This is a genomic window from Microbulbifer okhotskensis, assembly GCF_023895975.1.
Taxonomy (GTDB): Bacteria; Pseudomonadota; Gammaproteobacteria; order Pseudomonadales; family Cellvibrionaceae; genus Microbulbifer; species Microbulbifer okhotskensis.
Genome location: NZ_JALBWM010000084.1, coordinates 1 through 18389 on the forward strand (window position 1 = coordinate 1; position 18389 = coordinate 18389).

The following is an 18389-nucleotide window of genomic DNA, read 5'->3' on the forward strand; positions in this document are numbered from 1 at the left end:
CGACCAGAGCGCTGCTTGATCAGGCCTGTTGAACACCAGAATTGACAATAACTCCTTCCTAAAATACTGCCGAAAACCGCTCTCGGAAAGGCATTGGGATATCTGCATAAGAACAGGGAAAAGCTGACGGTTTACACCGAGGATGGACAGCTAAATATCGACAATAACGCAGCCGAAAATGCCATTCGCCCCTTTGTGATCGGTCGCAAGAACTGGTTATTTAGTGATACTCCCAGAGGAGCCAAAGCCAATGGGCTCGAGCCGTATGATTACCTACGCCGGGTTTATACCGACTTGCCTCGCGCAAAGACCGTTGAGGATATTGAAGCTTTATTGCCCTGGAAGCTTCAGGGTAAAACAGGTGCAGAGCTGCCGAATAAATTAAAGGGTGGGGTTAACTGAGCGCTTACCGACATGCGTCCCCGGTCTGGGTTAGCCTGCTCCTGCAAATTACTTTTCATTAATCTGCTAGATAGCTTTCCAGTCCAAACCCCCATCTCCCAGACATAAAAAAGCCCCACTGTTTCCAGCGAGGCATTTTAGACTTTCGCAAACACTCGAATCAGGCGCTAACCGCCTCGAGCTTTTTAATCTCTTCATCGCGAAGTTCACGGCGAAGAATTTTACCCACGTTCGTTTTGGGCAGATCCTCTCGGAACTCGACACGCTTAGGTACTTTATAAGCGGTCAAATTCTCACGACAAAACGCGATTATTTCATCTTCAGTTAAAGACGGATCAGCCTTGACCAGGAATAATTTAACCTGCTCACCACTTTTCTCATCGGGAATACCAATGGCTGCCGCTTCTGTAACCTTCGGATGCGCGCTGACGACATCCTCAATCTCATTGGGGTATACATTAAAGCCGGAAACAATAATCATGTCCTTTTTACGGTCCACGATTTTGATATAGCCATCATCCTGTATTACAGCCATGTCTCCAGTATTAAGCCAACCCTCAGCATCAATGGTATCTGCGGTGGCTTCAGGGCGCTGCCAATAGCCTTTCATGACCTGAGGACCACGCACGCACAACTCACCCGGTGAATTATTGGGCAGGTCATTGCCATTCTCATCAACGACTTTAATTTCTGTACCCGGAACTGGAATACCGACAGTCCCCAACTGGACACCATCGGTGGGGTTGAACGAAACAACCGGGGAGGTTTCGGTCATACCGTAACCCTCCATAATCATACAACCGGTCATTTCCTCCCAACGCTTGGCGGTATCGCGAGTCAACGCCATGCCCCCCGAAGCGGTAGAGTGCAACTTACTAAAATCCAGCTCGGCAAATTCCTTATTGAGCATCAAGCCGTTGAATAAGGTATTCAGTCCAACAAATCCGGTGAAACGCAGTCCTTTCAGGGTTTTAACAAAACCTGGAATATCGCGAGGGTTGGGAATCAGCAGGGAGTGGTTACCCGAAGAGAACAAGCACATACAATGAATGGTAAAAGCGTAAATATGATAGAGCGGTAAAGGCGCGATATAGAATTCCTCGCCCTCCTTCATACCCGTAGCAAAAGCTTCAAGCACCTGCTCCATATTAGCAACCAGGTTGCCATTGGTTAGCATGGCCCCCTTGGCAACACCGGTAGTACCGCCAGTATATTGCAGAACTGCAATATCCTCTTTAGTCCGCTCAACGTCTGTATGTGGACGCTCAGCACCTTTCGCTAGAACTTCACGGAAGCCCACCTGATTCACGAAAGAAAACTCAGGCACCATTTTCTTAACGTACTTGGCAACACTATTAATCAATGTACGCTTTAGCGGGCTGTGCAGATCCGCAACTTCAGTGACAATAACTTGTTTTACATCGGTCTCGGCAACGACGGCCGAAGCGGTATCGGCAATATTTGCCAAAACTACCAGAGCCTTGGCTCCAGAATCACTCAGTTGATGCTTCAGCTCACGCTGGGTGTATAGCGGGTTAGTATTGACCACTACCAAACCTGCGCGCAAAGCACCGAAAACAACCACGGGATACTGCAATACATTGGGTAGTTGAACAGCAATACGGTCGCCGGGCTTCAGGTCAGTGTGATTTTGTAAATAAGAGGCAAATTTTCCGCTGAGGGTATCAATATCGCCTACAGAAAGCGTTCGCCCCAGGCATGTGAAGGCCGGTCGGTCACCGTATTTGGTGCAAGCGCCTTTAAAGACATCAAGTATGCTGCGATCAATGTCCAACTCTCTTCTCCCATTCCTGATTGTTGTCATCGCCTACCCACACCTTCCGTCACCATAGGCGAAAGCTGCCATATTCAGGGCCAGCGAGAATTTATTTATTGTTTGAAGTATCTTTGAGACAGTGAGAAAGAAGGGTCTCAGGCCTTCCCTAACACATCCCCCTCTTCACTGTTCGCAGGAAACAAACCTGCCAATGCTGCGGCCAATTCACGATTTCCAGAATATTGCACATCCCCCAATAGAAAAGCGTGGCGCCCGCTTAACTGGCCATCCAATATAGCACTGAGAGTGCTATTTTCCATTTCCAATGTTAGTTCTGGATTGTCAGCCTGACCAAATTCTGAAATAACCTTGTAATCTTTGGCGGCACCTGAGACATAGATATAAAAATCACAGGCATCCGGCAGCCGGAACTGTACCCGAGCCAGCGGGTACGAACAAGCTAGGCGCCAAAAGCGCTCTCGGACTGAATCCGGCAATTGCATCGGAGTCTCTCCGTTATAAGCCGCTTAAATGCTGACAAAAAAACCGCCGGTCTTGGCCGGCGGTTTTTTTTACTTGAAGGTGGGATCAGAATGCAAAATGCTCAGCATCCAATTCCATCAGGCTGCTAGCGCCACTCAACATGGAGGTCGCATGGCTAGATGTGCGAGGAAGGATACGCTCGAAGTAGAAGCGTGCAGTGGTGAGTTTCGCCCGGTAGAAATCTTCTTCACCTGTACCGGCTGCCAGTTTTTCATTGGCAACTTTAGCCGCAGATGCCCACAGATAAGCCAGTACCGTGTAACCAGAGAACATCAGGTAATCTACGGAAGCCGCACCAACTTCGTCAGGGTTTTCCATCGCCTTGCCACCAACATGCAAGGTCAGGTCGCCCCACTGCTTGTTCAATTCTTGCAGCTTGGTAACGAAAGGAGCCAGCGCTTCATTATCAATTTCTGCCTGGCAGAAATTGTGTACTTTCTTGGTAAAACCACGCAGCAATTCGCCCTGAGTCATCAGGACCTTACGACCCAACAGGTCGAGGGCCTGAATACCAGTAGTCCCTTCGTAGATGGTGGAGATACGAGCATCGCGGACGTTTTGCTCCATACCCCACTCAGCGATATAGCCGTGGCCACCGAAGCACTGCATACCCAGGTTGGCGGACTCACAACCAGCCTCAGTCAAAAATGCTTTTGCAATTGGAGTCAGGAACGCCAGCATATCATCTGCGGATTTCTTCGCTTCGTCGTCACCTTTGTGGGTAACATCAACGAGTTGCGCACAGGTAACAACCAACATACGGCCGCCTTCAGAAATGGCCTTCTGGGTCATCAGCATGCGGCGCACGTCCGGGTGAACGATAATCGGGTCAGCTGGGCCCTCTGGGTTCTTCACACCAGACAGAGAACGCATCTGCAGCCGATCTTTGGCGTAAGCCAGGGATTTCTGGAAGCCAATCTCAGAATGGGACAGGCCTTGCAGGGCGGTACCCAGGCGAGCGGTATTCATAAAGGTGAACATATAGCTCAAGCCTTTGTTCGCCTCACCGATCAAGTAGCCTTTAGCGCCATCGAAATTCAGGACCGCAGTAGCGTTACCGTGGATACCCATTTTGTGCTCCAGAGAGCCACAAGCCACACCGTTGCGCTCACCCGCAGCGCCATCGGCGTTGGGCAGGAACTTCGGCACGATAAACAGGGAGATACCCTTGGTACCTGCAGGCGCATCTGGCAGGCGCGCCAGGACGATATGAACGATATTATCGGTCATGTCGTGCTCACCCGCAGAGATAAAGATTTTTGTTCCAGAAATCGCGTAGGAGCCATCGCTATTGGGCTCGGCTTTGCTGCGCAGCATACCCAGGTCGGTACCACAATGCGGCTCGGTCAGACACATAGTGCCGGTCCAGCTGCCTTCGACAAGCTTGGTCAGGTAAACCTGCTTCTGCTCTTCGGTGCCATGCTCTTCCAGGGTGTTCATAGCGCCGTGGGACAAGCCGGGGTACATACCCCAAGACCAGTTAGCAGTGCCAACCATCTCACTCATTATGGTGCCGAGAGAGGGGGGCAGACCCTGGCCACCGTACTCCGGATCGTGGGGAAGTGCAGCCCAGCCAGCTTCTACGAACTGCTGGTAAGCTTCTTTAAAACCTTCAGGGGTGGTAACTTCACCATCTTTCCAGGTACAGCCCTGCTGGTCGCCAATTTGATTTAACGGTGCCAGTACGTTTTCACAAAACTTTGCACCCTCTTCCAGGATGGCATCCACGACATCAGGAGTGGCCTCCTCATATCCAAGTGATTCATAATGCTTCTCTGTGTCCAGCATTTCGCTCATCACGAAACGCAAATCACGCAGTGGCATTTTGATATCGGTCATCCTGATACCCTCAATTCGCTTATGTTCGAGACTGAATGAAAAACCATTCAGTCATATTTATGACTAATTTCTAAGATTGGTTCATCATAGTAGTAAGCGAGCGCCCCCCTCTATGGCGAAACCCGTCCAAAGCGCTGACAAATCGAGGCGAGAAGGTGAGAAAACGTCACCGGTCTGGTCAAATGTCTAGACCGGCTGCGGCTCGGCCACCACGGCGGTATTCACCTGGCGTGATACCCGTCCACTTCTTAAACGCGCGAAAAAAAGCACTGGATTCATCAAACCCGAGCATTTCCGCAATTTGTCCGTTGGAGAGATCCGGGCAACTCAGGTAGTGGAAAGCAGCCTCCATTCGACATTCATCTTTCAATTTCTGGTAGGAAGTTCCCTCCTGCTGCAAGCGGCGACGCAGTGTCGTTACCGACATATTGAGCCGTTCGGCCACAGCCTCAGCTGCAGGCATTGACTCACTCACATCCCGATTCAAAATAGTTTTGACCTTGGTCTTGATACTGTTGGCACTGCCATCACTAATCACCAGGTGGTAGGGCGCGGTGCGGATAAAGTCTTCAACCATCTGCGGGCTTTGCACAACCGGGTATTCCAGATAGCGCGTATCGTATTCAAGGGCATTAACCGGCTGCCCAAACAACAGCTCATTCGCTTCACTCTGCGCGAGACTGCGAAACTCCTCTGGACAAGAGAATGAAAAATGCAACCGGGCAAGCGGGATTTCCCGCCCAACCAGCCAGCAATAGAACCTGTGCCAAACCGCCAGAGTCGTGCGGATAACGCTGGGACTGGTAGTTCCAAGCAACTGCTCAAACTCCCCGTTTGCCAACGAGCTGATACCACAAATTTCTACCCGCTCGCGCCCGTGATCACCCTCTTCGAGCACGGGCTTTACCTTGAAGCCCCGGCAGATTTCCATAAACTCCGCACACAGGGTAATTGCCTGCCGGAGTGTCGCACAATTAACCACAGCCAGGCACAACAAGCGAAAAGAACCCGAGCGAACTCGCCCGCCACTGAGCATGCCAAACCATTCATTCTGTGCCAGCCACATAACCCGCTGATACAAGCGTCCATATTTGACGGCTGAAAATGCGGAAACACCCAGCAACTCGGCACTGTCAATATCAACTGAAGCTAAAAGCTCCTTGCGGTCACACCCGTGTTTGGTGGCCTCCTCCAGCAATCGCTCCAGGTAGGCAATGGGTATGCGAATATCCTCTTCCTTTGACGCCATCTATCTATTTACGCCTACGCAACCAATTCAATAAAGCCCCACATCCCAGCGCCCCAACAATGATGACAATCAGCGCCACCAGCAATAAGATGAAATAGGTGAAAACGTCCCGCACAGGCAGGTCCCAACTATAAATTGCTGCGACTACAAATGCGACACACGCGAGAACACTGGTGATAAAGGAGCGGCGACTTCTTTTAGCCATGGGAATCTGGATACATTGATTATCGAAACAGGTCAGGCCACCACATATTGTGGCGCTACCATTGTATTGTCGGCACCCGGTACCGACGCGGCGTCGAATCGTGAGGGATTGGCAGGTTTCTGTCAACGCCGCAGGAGGCACGAATGAGCAGAAGAATGCTGGAACCTGAAGATCGGGCGACTCTTTTAAGCCTTTTTAACTGGCTGATGAGCCTAACTGTCATCATCTCCTTAATACTACTCGGAATCGCCTTTTTCGCCTGAGCAGCCCTACAGGACCCGCTAACTAGCACACTGCTAGCTGATCAGACCGCCTTTAGCCAAGTGCGCCGGTTCCAGTAAATCCTCGAGTGTTTTGCGATCCAGGTCTGTCATTTCAACAGCGACATCCAAAACAGGTCTGCCACTGGCATAGGCTGCCTTGGCAATCTCCGCTGCCTTGAGATAACCAATAACAGGATTCAGCGAGGTGACCAAAATCGGGTTGCGCCCCAGCTTCTCATCAATATGTGCACGATTAACCGCAAAATTTGCAATGGCGCGGTCCGCCAACAGTGTTGAAGCATTGGCGAGTAAATTCGTGCTCTCCAGCAGAGTGCTGGCAATTAGGGGCAACATCACATTCAGCTGGAAGTTCCCACTTTGACCTGCCACAGCAACGGTCGTGTCATTTCCTATCACACGCGCACAAACCATAGTTACTGATTCAGCAATTACGGGATTCACTTTGCCGGGCATGATACTGCTGCCGGGCTGCAAAGCCTCCAGGGCAATCTCAGACAAGCCCGCAAGGGGACCACTGTTCATCCAGCGCAAGTCGTTCGCAATTTTCATCAGGGAAACCGCCAGCACCTTGAGCTGACCGGACAGTTCCACCGCCGTATCCTGGCTCGATATGGCGGTAAAAAAATTTTCCGCCGGGCGGAACTGATGAGAAGTGTGCGCGCTGACTTTTTGAGCGAAAAGCTCAGCAAAATCCGGGTGGGCATTGAGTCCGGTGCCAATAGCAGTCCCGCCCTGGGCCAATTGTGCAAGCCGGGGCATAACAGAACGAAAGCGCTCCCGACAGGCTTCTATCTGCGCTGCCCAACCCCCGACTTCCTGAGCCATCGTCATCGGCACCGCATCCATTAAATGGGTGCGGCCGGTTTTTACAATACTCTCCAGTTCGGTCGACTTTTCGCACAAACCGGTATGCAGGTGTCGCAGTGCGGGCAGCAATGTATCGCGCATGGTCAAGAGTGCTGAGACATGGATGGCGGTGGGCACCACATCATTACTGCTCTGACTCATGTTCACATGATCATTTGGACTGATCTTTTGATCACTGTGTCTCTCAGCGAGGTGCGCAAGCACTTCGTTAACGTTCATATTTGAACTGGTACCAGAACCCGTCTGGTAAATATCGACGGGGAAATGGGTGGCGAAGTCCAAATCACTGAGATTGTCACAGGCGTCGATGATGGCTGCAGCCTGTGCCTTTTTCAGTAATCCCAAGTCTCGGTTTGCCTCAGCTGCAGACTTCTTAATCAGCACCATGGCCCGGATAAACTCCGCCGGTAACCTGTGGCCGCTAACTGGAAAGTTTTCCACTGCGCGCTGAGTCTGAGCACCGTACATTGCCTCCGACGGCACCTGGACTTCACCCAAACTGTCCCGCTCTATGCGAAATTCACCACCCATTTTGATCTCCCCGAGTGCACTCAATGCACTACTAGAAATGTATTTTACCGCTACGGTGCTACTCGACCTCGACGGTAATTTTCTTGGACATAATCGGTTTCTTATGGGGAATGTGCATATAGTTTCCCAGCACCAGTTGTAGCGTATGCTTGCCCGGCGGCAAGGTTACCTGTGTTTCTGTTTGGCCACCGCCGAAATGGATAATATTCTTGCTCGCTGGCAGGGGTTTACTCATATCAGGCATGTCATCGACATCGATAAGCAAGTGATGATGGCCCGTGTTATCGCGCTCGACGCCCGCTGGAGCCACCCCCATTCCCGACAAGCCAAACTTTACAACAAAGGTCTTTGGGACCTTTTCTCCATTTTGGGGAGAGATAATGTACAGCTTGGCCTCTGCCGGAGCCTTGCCTGTCATCTCAGCTTTGGCTTCATGTTCGGCCGCATGTAGCAGCGGCGATAGCATCAGAGCGCTGGCGAATAGCAAAGTACTGGGTTTCATCATGTTTATTCCTTCCTGATAGGGCGCCCTGTTCGCGCCAATTCTTATAATCTGGCTTTTAGTATTTCAGCTGAGGCACGCTATTAACCCGATAGACAAGTTAACGTATTGATACGGCACAAGGATGTGCCACCGCCAGCAAAAGGCCGGCGCGAACCTGTGCAATACCCGCAGACTTGCGTGTCCGCACCAGTATTTCACTGGCGACAATGAAAAAATGGGAACTCATTTATTTCATAGTCAGGTTAATAGTACCGACTAGCCATGAACACTTTAACAGACCAAAGTTTCAGTGCTAGAGACTAGTAGGGAATATAGTTGCAGGAGGAAGAGGATAGGTAAAATTTATGACAAGAGGGAGAATTTGAACCGAAGGGGCAACAAAGACAACTCAATTGACGAAAGGACCTTGCGCCAGCAAGGCCCAAACCAGAATTGGCGGGCTGATAACCCGAGCAGGGGTATCAGGACTCCAAACACAGGTTAAAAAAGTCACGGAAGTCCTTTTTCAACCTCCAGCTAGATACTCACCCGCCCTTCCTGGGTCCACTCACAGCGCACCTGCATATCGCCACTACCAGGCTCATGGAAGAGCCCGGCAGACTCCCAACTGAAAGAATGTACACCGGAGAGTTCGGTTTCGAGGTGCACCGTTGCCGAGACCCAGTACATACTTTTGAGGAGTTCTTCAAACTTCTGTATCCAGAGATCCCATTCGTACTCCACTGCACGATAGGAGGCCCCAAAATGGATTACATCGGTTTGATATTGGGATTGCTTCACCTTGATGGTGGGGATTGAAAACATATCCCGACACAGAAAGGGCCACTCATCCGCACTGGGCAAAGCGAGCACAGCATTGCGATTAATTCTGCGCCGATCACTGCCGCCCGCAAGGCTATTGCTGTCTTTAATACAACCGTAAACTATGGATTCCTGATCGCCCTGAAGCATTAATTCCATTCCTTACCACAGCACCACCGGACATCAGGCATCCGGGGCAAAACAGATCTAGGGGGTTAACTTTAACGGTGAAGCGACTAGAAAGCCACAAAACAAACTACGAACCTTTCCACTGCACAAAAGTTCGGCGGTCTCGCAGCTAACCACACTCCGCCTGCAGCACCCCGCGCTAAATTTCAAAGCCGCGTTCACGCAGTAAATCCAGCAATTCTTCCTCACTCAATACGGTGATATCCAACTCCTGCGCCTTGGACAATTTTGAACCCGCACCGGGGCCCGCCACCAAAGTACTCGTCTTGACAGAAACGCTACCCGCCACTTTCGCCCCCAGGCGCTGCAAATAATCTTTAGCTTCACCTCGGGAAAGCGTTTCCAACTTACCGGTTAGGACCCAGGTCTGCCCCGCCAGGGGTTGATCCAAACCATCCGTTTCCTCCGCCGCCCAATGCACTCCCGCCTGCTGCAAAGCCTCGACTTCTTCCTGCGCATGAGGCTGCTGGAAAAACTCTGCCACAAAGTGCGCAACAACTGGCCCCACATCCTCCACCTCCTGCAAGGCTTCAACATCTGCTGCCATCAAGGGTTGCAACTCACCAAAGTGCCCTGCCAGATTGCGTGCTGTGGCCTCGCCCACCTCGCGGATACCCAGTGCATAGAGGAATTTGGGAAGAGTGGTTTCTTTACTTTTCTCCAGTGCATCCAGAAGGTTTTGTGCGGATTTCTGCCCCATTCGCTCAAGCCCTGCGAGCTGTTCCAAAGTCTGACGGAAGAGCCCGGACACCGAATGCAGCAAGCCCTCATCCACCAGTTGCTCCACCAACTTGTCTCCCAGGCCATCGATATCCATAGCTTTGCGCGAGGCAAAATGCTTGATGGCCTGTTTGCGCTGAGCGCTGCAAATCAAGCCACCGCTACAGCGGACAGCAGCCTCGCCCGGTGTCGATTCCACCGGAGAGCCACACACCGGGCAATGACCGGGAAACTCAATAACCTGCCCGCCAGGCTTACGTTCTTTCTCAACCACAGAAACCACCTGCGGAATCACATCCCCGGCACGGCGGATAATCACGGTATCACCAATCATCACACCAAGTCGCTCGATCTCATCGCGATTGTGCAAGGTGGCATTGGATACAGTAACGCCCCCCACAAAGACAGGCTTCAATCGCGCTACGGGTGTCACCGCGCCGGTGCGCCCCACCTGGAACTCAACATCCAATAGCTCTGTCATTTCTTCTTGAGCGGGAAACTTATACGCCATAGCCCAGCGTGGTGCGCGTGCGACAAAGCCAAGACGGCGCTGCAGAGGAATACTGTTAACCTTAAAAACAATGCCGTCAATATCGTAGGGAAGACTCTCTCGCTTGTCGCCAATCTCTCGATAGTAATCAATACATCCCTGGATATCTTTTGCTGCGCGCATCTCCCGATTGGTGCGAAACCCCCACTGCCCCAGCAGCTGCAGGGTATTCACATGCTCGTCCGGTAATTCACCGCCCTCGACCAGGCCAGTCCCATAAACACACAACTCCAACGGTCTCTGCGCAGTAACACGGGAGTCCAATTGGCGCAGGCTGCCCGCAGCCGCGTTGCGCGGATTTACAAAGAGCTTCTCACCTACGGAAGCGGCTTTCCGGTTTAATTCGGCAAAACCGGTCTTAGGCATATAAATCTCACCGCGCACCTCCAAAATACCGGGGTAGCTTATGTCACCCTGATGCAAACGCAGTGGAACTGAGCCCACCGTGCGTACATTTTGAGTGATGTTTTCACCGGTGGTGCCATCGCCCCGTGTCGCTGCACGCACAAGCACACCATTGCGATACAACAGACTGACCGCGATACCATCCAGCTTGGGTTCACAGGCATATTCGATCGGGCCTTTGCTGTTCAAGCGCTCGCACACCCGGCGATCAAACTCCAACAATTCCTCATTATTAAAGGCGTTATCCAAAGACAGCATCGGCACCTCATGGCGAACCTCCTCAAAAAAGGAAAGCGGCTCGGCACCTACCCGCTGCGTTGGGGAGTCGGGTGTCTGCAGTTGTGGATATTCACTTTCGAGATCCTGCAATTCACGCAGGCGTCGATCGTATTCAATATCAGGTAGCTCGGGATCATCCAGTACATAGTATTGATGATTCGCGCGCTGGAGGATTTCGTGTAGTTCCTGTACGCGCTCGCGCACATCAGAAGAAATAGTTTGATGACTCATCGGCTGTTCGAGTGATTTAAGTAATTGTTAGGGAAATAATCTCGATTTCGATTTTACATACAAATGCGGCCCGAGCTTACGACTAATTTCTAAATTAAAATTAGTCGTAAGCTCGGGCCGCATTTGTATGTAAAATCGAAACCGATATATTTTTGATCGCTCGATCAGCTTTGCGCTATAGCCAATGCTCTGCGACGCTGATATTCCACTACACGCTGACGGTAATGCTCGGCAGTTTGTGCAGTAAACACGCTGCGATTTTCGTCTTTCAACTCACCACCGAGCAACTCGGCAATGTTATAGGAAGTCGAAAGTAGCTGATTGAAGGCCTTAACGGCTTCCTCCTGGACTGGGAGCGCCAAAAACAGGCTAACTCCCGGTGTAGCAAATTCTTCCATTTGTGCTAAATCGAAAACTCCTGGTACCACGATATTGGCCAGACTGAATATCACCGCCCCATCTGCGCCCCCCTCTTCGTGATAATGAAAAATATTCATCTCGCCAAAGCGCATTCCGCTAGCTACCATCACACGAAGTAGATCATTCCCTTCGAAATAATCCCCCTCTGGAGCCATCACATTAATAACGAGCACTTCCCGTACTGAAGATGCCGTTTCCGGTTGATCCAGAGCCCGGCTCAGGGAGGCTTCTTCAGCCCCAATTTCCTCACTCACGCCATTCCGCTCAGGGGCTGCCTCGACATCCAGTGCTTGCAGACTTCCCGCCTCGTCTAACTCGGGTTCGTAACGCTGATCCTCTCCAACCGACTCCATCAAGGTGGGCACCTGCTCGCCCAGATCCAAAATACCTTGCTCTTCAGGGCTTCTCTGTGGACTACTGCCCGCGAGGGGCTTGCGAGAGGAAATAAAGCTCTCCTGAACCTGGCGGTTGACATGCAGTGCATCCTCCAGCGCCCGGCGCTGGACCACCCGAACCTGCCCGGGCAATTCACTCGTTGCGGGCTTGGCTTCATCCGGCTCGCGAAGTTTCTCAATCGGGGGTTCTTCCTGTGCTCTTTCAGACACAGGGTCAGCTTCAGTCTTTACTTCGGATTGCATAGCCCGCGACAGATTGCGGGAGACCTTAACTGCTGCGCGCTGCCGTAAAATAGCCCGACGAACACCATCGAGCACAATTACTAACAGAACGACAACCAGAATTGTAACCAGCCAGTTATCCATTATTTAGCGCCTCTCCCTTACGCTCTTATGCAGAAGCCAGCTCAGCTGCTTCTTCCACATTTACTGACACCAAACGGGATACGCCCGGCTCGTGCATGGTTACACCCAGCAGCTGATCCGCCATCTCCATTGCAATCTTGTTGTGGGTAATATAGATGAACTGAACATGTTCTGACATTTCTTTAACCATTCGTGCGTAACGGCCTACGTTAGCGTCGTCAAGGGGTGCATCCACCTCATCCAGCATACAGAAAGGTGCGGGATTCAAGCGGAAAATTGAGAAAACCAATGCGATCGCGGTCAGCGCCTTTTCTCCACCCGAAAGCAGGTGGATCGTACTGTTACGCTTGCCCGGTGGACGCGCCATAATCGTGATACCGGTATCGAGCAAGTCTTCACCAGTCAGCTCCAGATAGGCATTGCCACCACCGAACACTTTCGGGAAAAGTTCTTGCAGGCCCGCATTTACCTGATCAAAGGTTTCCTTAAAGCGGCTTCTCGTTTCCTTGTCGATCTTTTTAATTGCGTTTTCCAAAGTCTCCAACGCCTCCGTCAAATCCCCATGCTGGCGGTCAAGATAGTTCTTGCGTTCCGACTCCAGTTTGTACTCATCGATAGCCGCGAGGTTAATAGGCCCTAAGCGCGAAATGCGCGCAGCTACCAATTCCAAATCTTCCTGAACCTGTTTGATCGTCAGATCGCCAGGTAGTTGCTCAAGCAACTGATCAATATCGTGCTCATTCTCACGCAGCTGCTCGACCAAGCCGTTGCGCTGGACCTCGAGCGTCTGGGCGGAGAGCCGCTCTTGCTCCAACTGTGCGCGCACGCCCTGCAGGGCAGCCTCTACTTTGTGCCGCTCCTGTTCCTGCTCGCGCAGTCCAACTTCGACCTCTTCCAGTTTTTTTCGCGCACCAGTGAGCTCTGTTTCAACCTCAATGCGCTCCCCAAGCTTTTCCTCCAGCTCCATCTGGAAATCCTGCGAGGGATCCTCGGTCTCTGCCATTTGTTCTTGCAGCTGAGTGCGCCGGCTGCGCAACCGTTCCAACTGCCCATCCATCACCTGCAAGGTACGCTCAAGAGAGACCATCTGCGTGCGCACTGACTGTTCACGCATGGCCAATTCATGCGCCCGATCCTTATCCTCCCGAGCACGCTGGCGCACCGCATCCAAAGCTTCGCGCAATTCCTCCCTGCGCGCCATTAGCGTTTCGCGACGATCTGTATCGTCGCTCATCGCCTCTACAGCCTCCTGCAATAGCAGGCGTGATTCCGACAGGGATTCTCCCTCAAACTCCTGCTGCTCACGCACCTCAGAAATTTCCTGCTCAATGCGAATACGGCGCTCGCTCATCTGCTCGGCGCGCGCGCGGTGAGCGGACAACTGACTGCGCAATTCGGCCTCTCGGCGGCCCAACTGCTCGGACTCAGTGCGGGACTGATCCATCCAGCGCTCCAGGTCAAACGTCTGGGTACGCAGGGATTCACGCTGCTCAGCGATGCTCTCTATCTGCTCTTCACAAAGGGCCATCTCCTGCCCCAGCGTTTCGAGATCTTGCTTGCGCGCCAAGACGCCAGCCTCGGCATCGCTGGCTCGATTTACCCGCAGCCAGTTGGGGCCGAACCAAAGTCCATCTCGGGTGATTATGGACTCGTGGGCCTGCAATCCCGAGCGCTTCGCCAGCGCTGCGGTTAAATCTTCGGCGATATAAATCCCGGCGAGCACACCGGAAAGAGAAGACGGCCCCTCAAGCACTTCATGCAAAGATGAAAGGTCACCACCAGAAAAGGCATCAACAACGCTGTTATCGATCAACACCGCCTGACCACTCTCCAAGGCTGCCAAGCTCTGCGCCACAGACTCCAATTGCTGGATACAAACAGCCTGCAGTTGTGGCCCCAGAACTGTCTCCACGGCGACTTCCCAGCCGGGGCGCGCCTTGATCTGATCCGCTAGGCGAGGCTTGTCCGCCAGAGCCTGTTCCTGGAGCCAATTTTCTACGGCCTTGCCCTGCCCCAGCGCAGCCTGCTGCAATGCCTCAAGAGAAGCCTGACGGCCGCGCCCCGTCTGCAGTTGCAAGCGCAACTGATCCAACTCCGTCGCGAGCTCTCGCTCCCGGCTGCGCAGATGATCCAAGGACTCGCGTCGCTCTACCGCCTCTTCCCGGCGCTCCTGCGCCTGCATCTCAAACTCGGCAAGCTGCTCATCGAGCTGTAGGGTTCCTTCATCCTCATCGGATATCTGTAAACTGGACTGCTCCGCCAGCAGCTTATTTACCCGTTCCAGTACGCGCTGCCCCGAAGTCTCCAAATGCTGAATACGAGACTGCTGCACTTCAGCTTTTTGGCGGGAGCCCGAGGCACCATGATTAAACTGGTCCCACTCGTTCTGCCAGTCGCGCATCTGCTCTTCAGATTCGAGCAACGCCGCAGCGGATTCTTCCTCGACAACCAATACCATTTCCAGGTCCGGCAGGATCACTGCCAGCTCTTCCTCAAACTGGGCTGCCTTCTCCCGATCCACCTCCAGATTGGTTTCCGCCTCGCGAAATTCCTGTTCAGTCTGCGCCATGTCAGATTGAAGGCGGCTGGTCCGTTCGCGCGCATGGGCGATACTCTGCTCAAGCCGAGCAATATCTGCACCTGCAGCGTAGAAACGCCCTTGCACTGCGTTAAAACTGTCGGATAACTCGTGGTAACTTACACGTTTTTGTTCGATACCCGTGTCGCAAGTCACCTGCCGGGTAACCAGCTCTTCAACGGTCAGTTCCAGCTCACCCGTTTGTTGCTGCTTTGCTTTGGACTGCTCATCGAGTTCACGATACTTCAGCGCCTGCAGATTCGCCTTGTAGCTGCGCTCCTCTTCCTTGAAGCGACTGTACTTTTCTGCCGCTGCCGACTGTCGCTCTAAGCGCGACAACTGGCGATGCAATTCATCGCGAATGTCGGTAAGGCGCTCCATGTTCTCTGAAGTGCGGCGCATTCGGTTTTCCGTATCCCGACGGCGCTCTTTATATTTGGAGATACCTGCAGCTTCTTCGATATAGACCCGCAATTCCTCGGGCTTGGCCTCAATCAACTTGGAAATCATGCCCTGTTCGATAATGGCATAACTACGCGGGCCCAGACCGGTCCCCAAAAAGAGATCGGTAACATCCCGACGGCGACATTTTTCACCGTTTAAGTAGTAGGTATTTTGTGCCTCGCGAGTAACTTTGCGCTTGACAGAAATTTCAGAAAAAGAAGCGTATGCCCCTGAAAGTTTACCCGCCGAGTTATCGAATATCAGTTCAATAGCGGCCTGCCCAACGGGCTTGCGGCCACTGGAACCGTTAAAGATAACGTCCGTCATGGAATCGCCGCGCAGATTCTTAGCGGAGGACTCCCCCATGACCCAACGCACGGCATCAATGGTGTTGGATTTACCACACCCATTGGGACCTACCACCGAATTGAGGTTTGTCGGGAAATAGACGGTGGTAGGGTCAACAAAAGACTTGAAACCCGCAAGTTTGATGCACTTCAGACGCATGTATTTATAAACTCGGTATTTTTTTCTCTGCCGGGCGAATCACCAAACCTTCAATTCTACATGGCGATGCCGGAGCTTTCAGCGCAATTCTTCACAGTAATATTCAGTCGGAATTATCGACTGGACTAACCAGCGGTCAAGTCAAACCATACCAACCCCCACCAAATGCCAACTTCTCCAGGAACAAACGGCAGCTCGACAGTACTTGGCCGTGTCACAGTCCTGCGCCCCATTAGACGCAAAAGCATCGCTGTACCACAAACAAAACAAAGGCCCCGACTTACACCACGGCCTCACTCACAGCTGCAGTCCGATCCCTACAGTTTGCTATCAATGGTAACCGACTGAGCCTCACCCCAACGGGCTTTCGGCAAAGTACTAATCATTCCCTGCCAATCACCAGGGGCTGGGCGCGCATCACCTTTCACCGCCAACCGGGCCACCAACTGGACGCTATCCACGGACGCAATGGAGGCACTGGGCATCATTGCGCGAGACTCATCCAGAATCACCTCTGTCGGTAACTGTCCTGCGGTGAGACGCACTATAGCCAAAGGCATGGGGCTGGCCGCACTACGTGCGTAAACAAACACCGGGGTGGACGCTGCGGTATTGACCCCTTCTGCCAGGCTCACTGTTACCCGTATCGCCGGGCCTGCAACATCCGATGAAGCTTTTGAAGAAACCACTACTGCCTCACCATTTTCTGCCAGCGCCTTCTCGGCGCGAATGACACCCGCATGCAACGCCTCAGCTGCCGGCGAGCCTGGAGAAAGCTGAGTTAAAGCCGCTCTCCAGTGCTGGCGAGCCATACGGAAGTCCCCATCCTCAAAAGCCGCAATCCCTGCCAAGCCAAGCGCAGTGCCATTGGTCGGCTGCACCTGTATCGCTTCGCTGACTAACAAGCGTATTTCATCGGTAATCTTGGAACCACCACCGAAAAATAACGCTTGCGCCAACTCCGCTTTGACGTTGGCAGCCTGAGGCTCACGGTTAACCACGTAGCGATAAGATTCTACCGCACCAGCCAGATCCCCACTGACCAACAGCCGCTGCGCCAGGACATAGCGACTACTGAGATCATCGGGGTGCGTCTTCGCCCTCTCTTGTAACTGATCTGTGATCCGAGCCTCTTCTTCGAAGCTCGTCTGCCCGCTCTGGCTGGCCACCATATCCCGATACAGCGCCACTTCGGCCGGACGACCAGAAAATGCATAAGCTGCCACAGCGATAGCCGGCACCAAAACAGCCACCCCTATAAAAAGATTCCTCCCCCCCTGCTTGGTTGCGGTTGACACCCCCTCTTGCTGTGCCGCTAACAGCTCCCGAGCAAGGTCGGCCTCAAGCTGGGCAAACTGCGTTTCATCCATTGCGCCACTTTGCACTGCAGCTCGCAACTCCTTACTTCGCTCACGATAAAGTGCGGCCGTAGCTAGACGTTTACTATCATCGTTGCGACGCACCCCGGCCGCCCTTATGGCTGGCACCAAAAGCACAAAAGAGACTAAAAGCAGCAGCAGGGCCACACCAAACCAGATATCAATCATTTGCTTTTCTTCCCGCCGTTACCTGCATCACCAGACTCATCTCCTAATAACCTTTTCAATCGACGCCGTTCATCGTCAGAGAGTTCCCCGCTTGCATCATCCTGTCGAGCCCCCGTTCCACTGCGGGAACGTACCACTACCACGATCAACGCCAATAACCCCACCAGCGCAAAGACGCCAGGGGCCAGCCACAGTACCAACGTGTTGCCCTGAACCGGCGGTCTGTAGAGTACAAAGTCCCCGTACCGGGCCACCATGTAGTCGATAATTTCCTGATCCGTAAAACCCTCCTCCAACAGATGGCGAATTTCTCGGCGCAGATCTGTAGAGATCGTGGCATCGGAACCCGCCAGATTTTGGTTCTGGCACTTGGGGCACCGCATTTCCTCGATTAGCACACGATATCGCGCGTCCAATTCAGGAGAGGATAATTTTTCCGTCTCTACCGCCGCCAGTGCAGCACAGGACAGAAAGAGCACACAAAATGCCAGTGCGAATCGGGCCAACCAGGTCTTCTGTCTCACAGTTTTTCTCACGCTTTATACAACGGGAATTCACGCGATTATAACAGCGTCACCAGCCTGCGGACACGCCCGCGACTTCACACTAAAACGACTTAACCCATTGAAAGACAAAAAAAAATTCAAAAAAGGCGTTGACGAAGCAAAGAATATCATTATGATACGCAGCTCCTGACAGGGGGTGGTTAGCTCAGTTGGGAGAGCGACGGCCTTACAAGCCGTAGGTCACAGGTT

The 18389-nt window shown here is 52.6% G+C and carries 13 protein-coding genes and 1 pseudogene; 1 reads left to right on the plus strand and 13 read right to left on the minus strand.

What is annotated here, in order from left to right; genetic code table 11:
• Positions 1-57: 57 nt before the first annotated feature.
• Positions 58-402, plus strand: a pseudogene (locus MO867_RS15840) (transposase domain-containing protein); the annotation flags it as partial.
• Positions 403-562: 160 nt separating this feature from the next.
• On the opposite strand, the gene MO867_RS15845 reads toward MO867_RS15840, so the two are convergent.
• The 13 genes from MO867_RS15845 to MO867_RS15900 form a co-directional block, all read right to left on the minus strand.
• Positions 563-2227, minus strand: a complete 1665-nt coding sequence (locus tag MO867_RS15845) for an AMP-binding protein (RefSeq protein ID WP_252470861.1) — start codon at positions 2225-2227, stop codon at positions 563-565.
• A 107-nt stretch (positions 2228-2334) separates the two neighbouring features.
• The gene (locus tag MO867_RS15850; protein ID WP_252470863.1) at positions 2335-2682 is read right to left on the minus strand and encodes an SCP2 sterol-binding domain-containing protein; all 348 of its coding nucleotides are present in this window, start codon (positions 2680-2682) and stop codon (positions 2335-2337) included.
• Positions 2683-2767: 85 nt separating this feature from the next.
• Positions 2768-4561, minus strand: a complete 1794-nt coding sequence (locus MO867_RS15855; protein WP_252470865.1) for an acyl-CoA dehydrogenase C-terminal domain-containing protein — start codon at positions 4559-4561, stop codon at positions 2768-2770.
• Positions 4562-4739: 178 nt separating this feature from the next.
• The gene (locus MO867_RS15860; protein ID WP_252470867.1) at positions 4740-5810 is read right to left on the minus strand and encodes an AraC family transcriptional regulator; all 1071 of its coding nucleotides are present in this window, start codon (positions 5808-5810) and stop codon (positions 4740-4742) included.
• Positions 5811-6311: 501 nt separating this feature from the next.
• Complete coding sequence (locus MO867_RS15865; protein ID WP_252470869.1) at positions 6312-7697, minus strand: class II fumarate hydratase; 1386 nt, start codon at positions 7695-7697, stop codon at positions 6312-6314.
• Between the two features lie 58 nt (positions 7698-7755).
• Positions 7756-8202, minus strand: coding sequence for a DUF4399 domain-containing protein (locus tag MO867_RS15870; protein ID WP_252470871.1), 447 nt, complete (start codon positions 8200-8202; stop codon positions 7756-7758).
• A 97-nt stretch (positions 8203-8299) separates the two neighbouring features.
• A complete protein-coding gene (locus MO867_RS23610) occupies positions 8300-8428 on the minus strand; it encodes a hypothetical protein (protein WP_256474099.1) in 129 nt (42 codons plus the stop codon).
• A 290-nt stretch (positions 8429-8718) separates the two neighbouring features.
• Positions 8719-9153: a hypothetical protein gene (locus MO867_RS15875; protein WP_252470883.1), complete on the minus strand. Its 435-nt coding sequence runs from the start codon at positions 9151-9153 to the stop codon at positions 8719-8721.
• A gap of 178 nt (positions 9154-9331) precedes the next feature.
• Complete coding sequence (ligA, locus tag MO867_RS15880) at positions 9332-11377, minus strand: NAD-dependent DNA ligase LigA (RefSeq protein ID WP_252470873.1); 2046 nt, start codon at positions 11375-11377, stop codon at positions 9332-9334.
• A 164-nt stretch (positions 11378-11541) separates the two neighbouring features.
• The gene (gene zipA, locus MO867_RS15885; RefSeq protein WP_252470875.1) at positions 11542-12558 is read right to left on the minus strand and encodes a cell division protein ZipA; all 1017 of its coding nucleotides are present in this window, start codon (positions 12556-12558) and stop codon (positions 11542-11544) included.
• A gap of 25 nt (positions 12559-12583) precedes the next feature.
• Positions 12584-16087 carry a chromosome segregation protein SMC gene (smc, locus tag MO867_RS15890; RefSeq protein WP_252470877.1) on the minus strand — a complete coding sequence of 1168 codons (3504 nt, stop codon included), beginning with the start codon at positions 16085-16087 and terminating at the stop codon, positions 12584-12586.
• A 317-nt stretch (positions 16088-16404) separates the two neighbouring features.
• Complete coding sequence (gene ccmI, locus MO867_RS15895; RefSeq protein ID WP_252470879.1) at positions 16405-17634, minus strand: c-type cytochrome biogenesis protein CcmI; 1230 nt, start codon at positions 17632-17634, stop codon at positions 16405-16407.
• On the minus strand, positions 17631-18158 hold the full coding sequence (locus tag MO867_RS15900; RefSeq protein ID WP_252470881.1) for a cytochrome c-type biogenesis protein: 528 nt from the start codon (positions 18156-18158) through the stop codon (positions 17631-17633). Before MO867_RS15900 ends, ccmI begins: the two co-directional genes overlap by 4 nt.
• Between the last annotated feature and the right edge of the window lie 231 nt (positions 18159-18389).

What these genes read in the sequence shown, in the direction of transcription:
- MO867_RS15845 (WP_252470861.1), bottom strand. Translation starts at nt 2,227, where the DNA reads ATGACAACAATCAGGAATGGGAGAAGAGAGTTGGACATTGATCGCAGC.
- MO867_RS23610 (WP_256474099.1), bottom strand. Translation starts at nt 8,428, where the DNA reads ATGAGTTCCCATTTTTTCATTGTCGCCAGTGAAATACTGGTGCGGACA.
- MO867_RS15860 (WP_252470867.1), bottom strand. Translation starts at nt 5,810, where the DNA reads ATGGCGTCAAAGGAAGAGGATATTCGCATACCCATTGCCTACCTGGAG.
- smc (WP_252470877.1), bottom strand. Translation starts at nt 16,087, where the DNA reads ATGCGTCTGAAGTGCATCAAACTTGCGGGTTTCAAGTCTTTTGTTGAC.
- MO867_RS15865 (WP_252470869.1), bottom strand. Translation starts at nt 7,697, where the DNA reads ATGGGTGGTGAATTTCGCATAGAGCGGGACAGTTTGGGTGAAGTCCAG.
- MO867_RS15870 (WP_252470871.1), bottom strand. Translation starts at nt 8,202, where the DNA reads ATGATGAAACCCAGTACTTTGCTATTCGCCAGCGCTCTGATGCTATCG.
- MO867_RS15875 (WP_252470883.1), bottom strand. Translation starts at nt 9,153, where the DNA reads ATGCTTCAGGGCGATCAGGAATCCATAGTTTACGGTTGTATTAAAGAC.
- MO867_RS15855 (WP_252470865.1), bottom strand. Translation starts at nt 4,561, where the DNA reads ATGACCGATATCAAAATGCCACTGCGTGATTTGCGTTTCGTGATGAGC.
- ligA (WP_252470873.1), bottom strand. Translation starts at nt 11,377, where the DNA reads ATGAGTCATCAAACTATTTCTTCTGATGTGCGCGAGCGCGTACAGGAA.
- ccmI (WP_252470879.1), bottom strand. Translation starts at nt 17,634, where the DNA reads ATGATTGATATCTGGTTTGGTGTGGCCCTGCTGCTGCTTTTAGTCTCT.
- zipA (WP_252470875.1), bottom strand. Translation starts at nt 12,558, where the DNA reads ATGGATAACTGGCTGGTTACAATTCTGGTTGTCGTTCTGTTAGTAATT.
- MO867_RS15850 (WP_252470863.1), bottom strand. Translation starts at nt 2,682, where the DNA reads ATGCAATTGCCGGATTCAGTCCGAGAGCGCTTTTGGCGCCTAGCTTGT.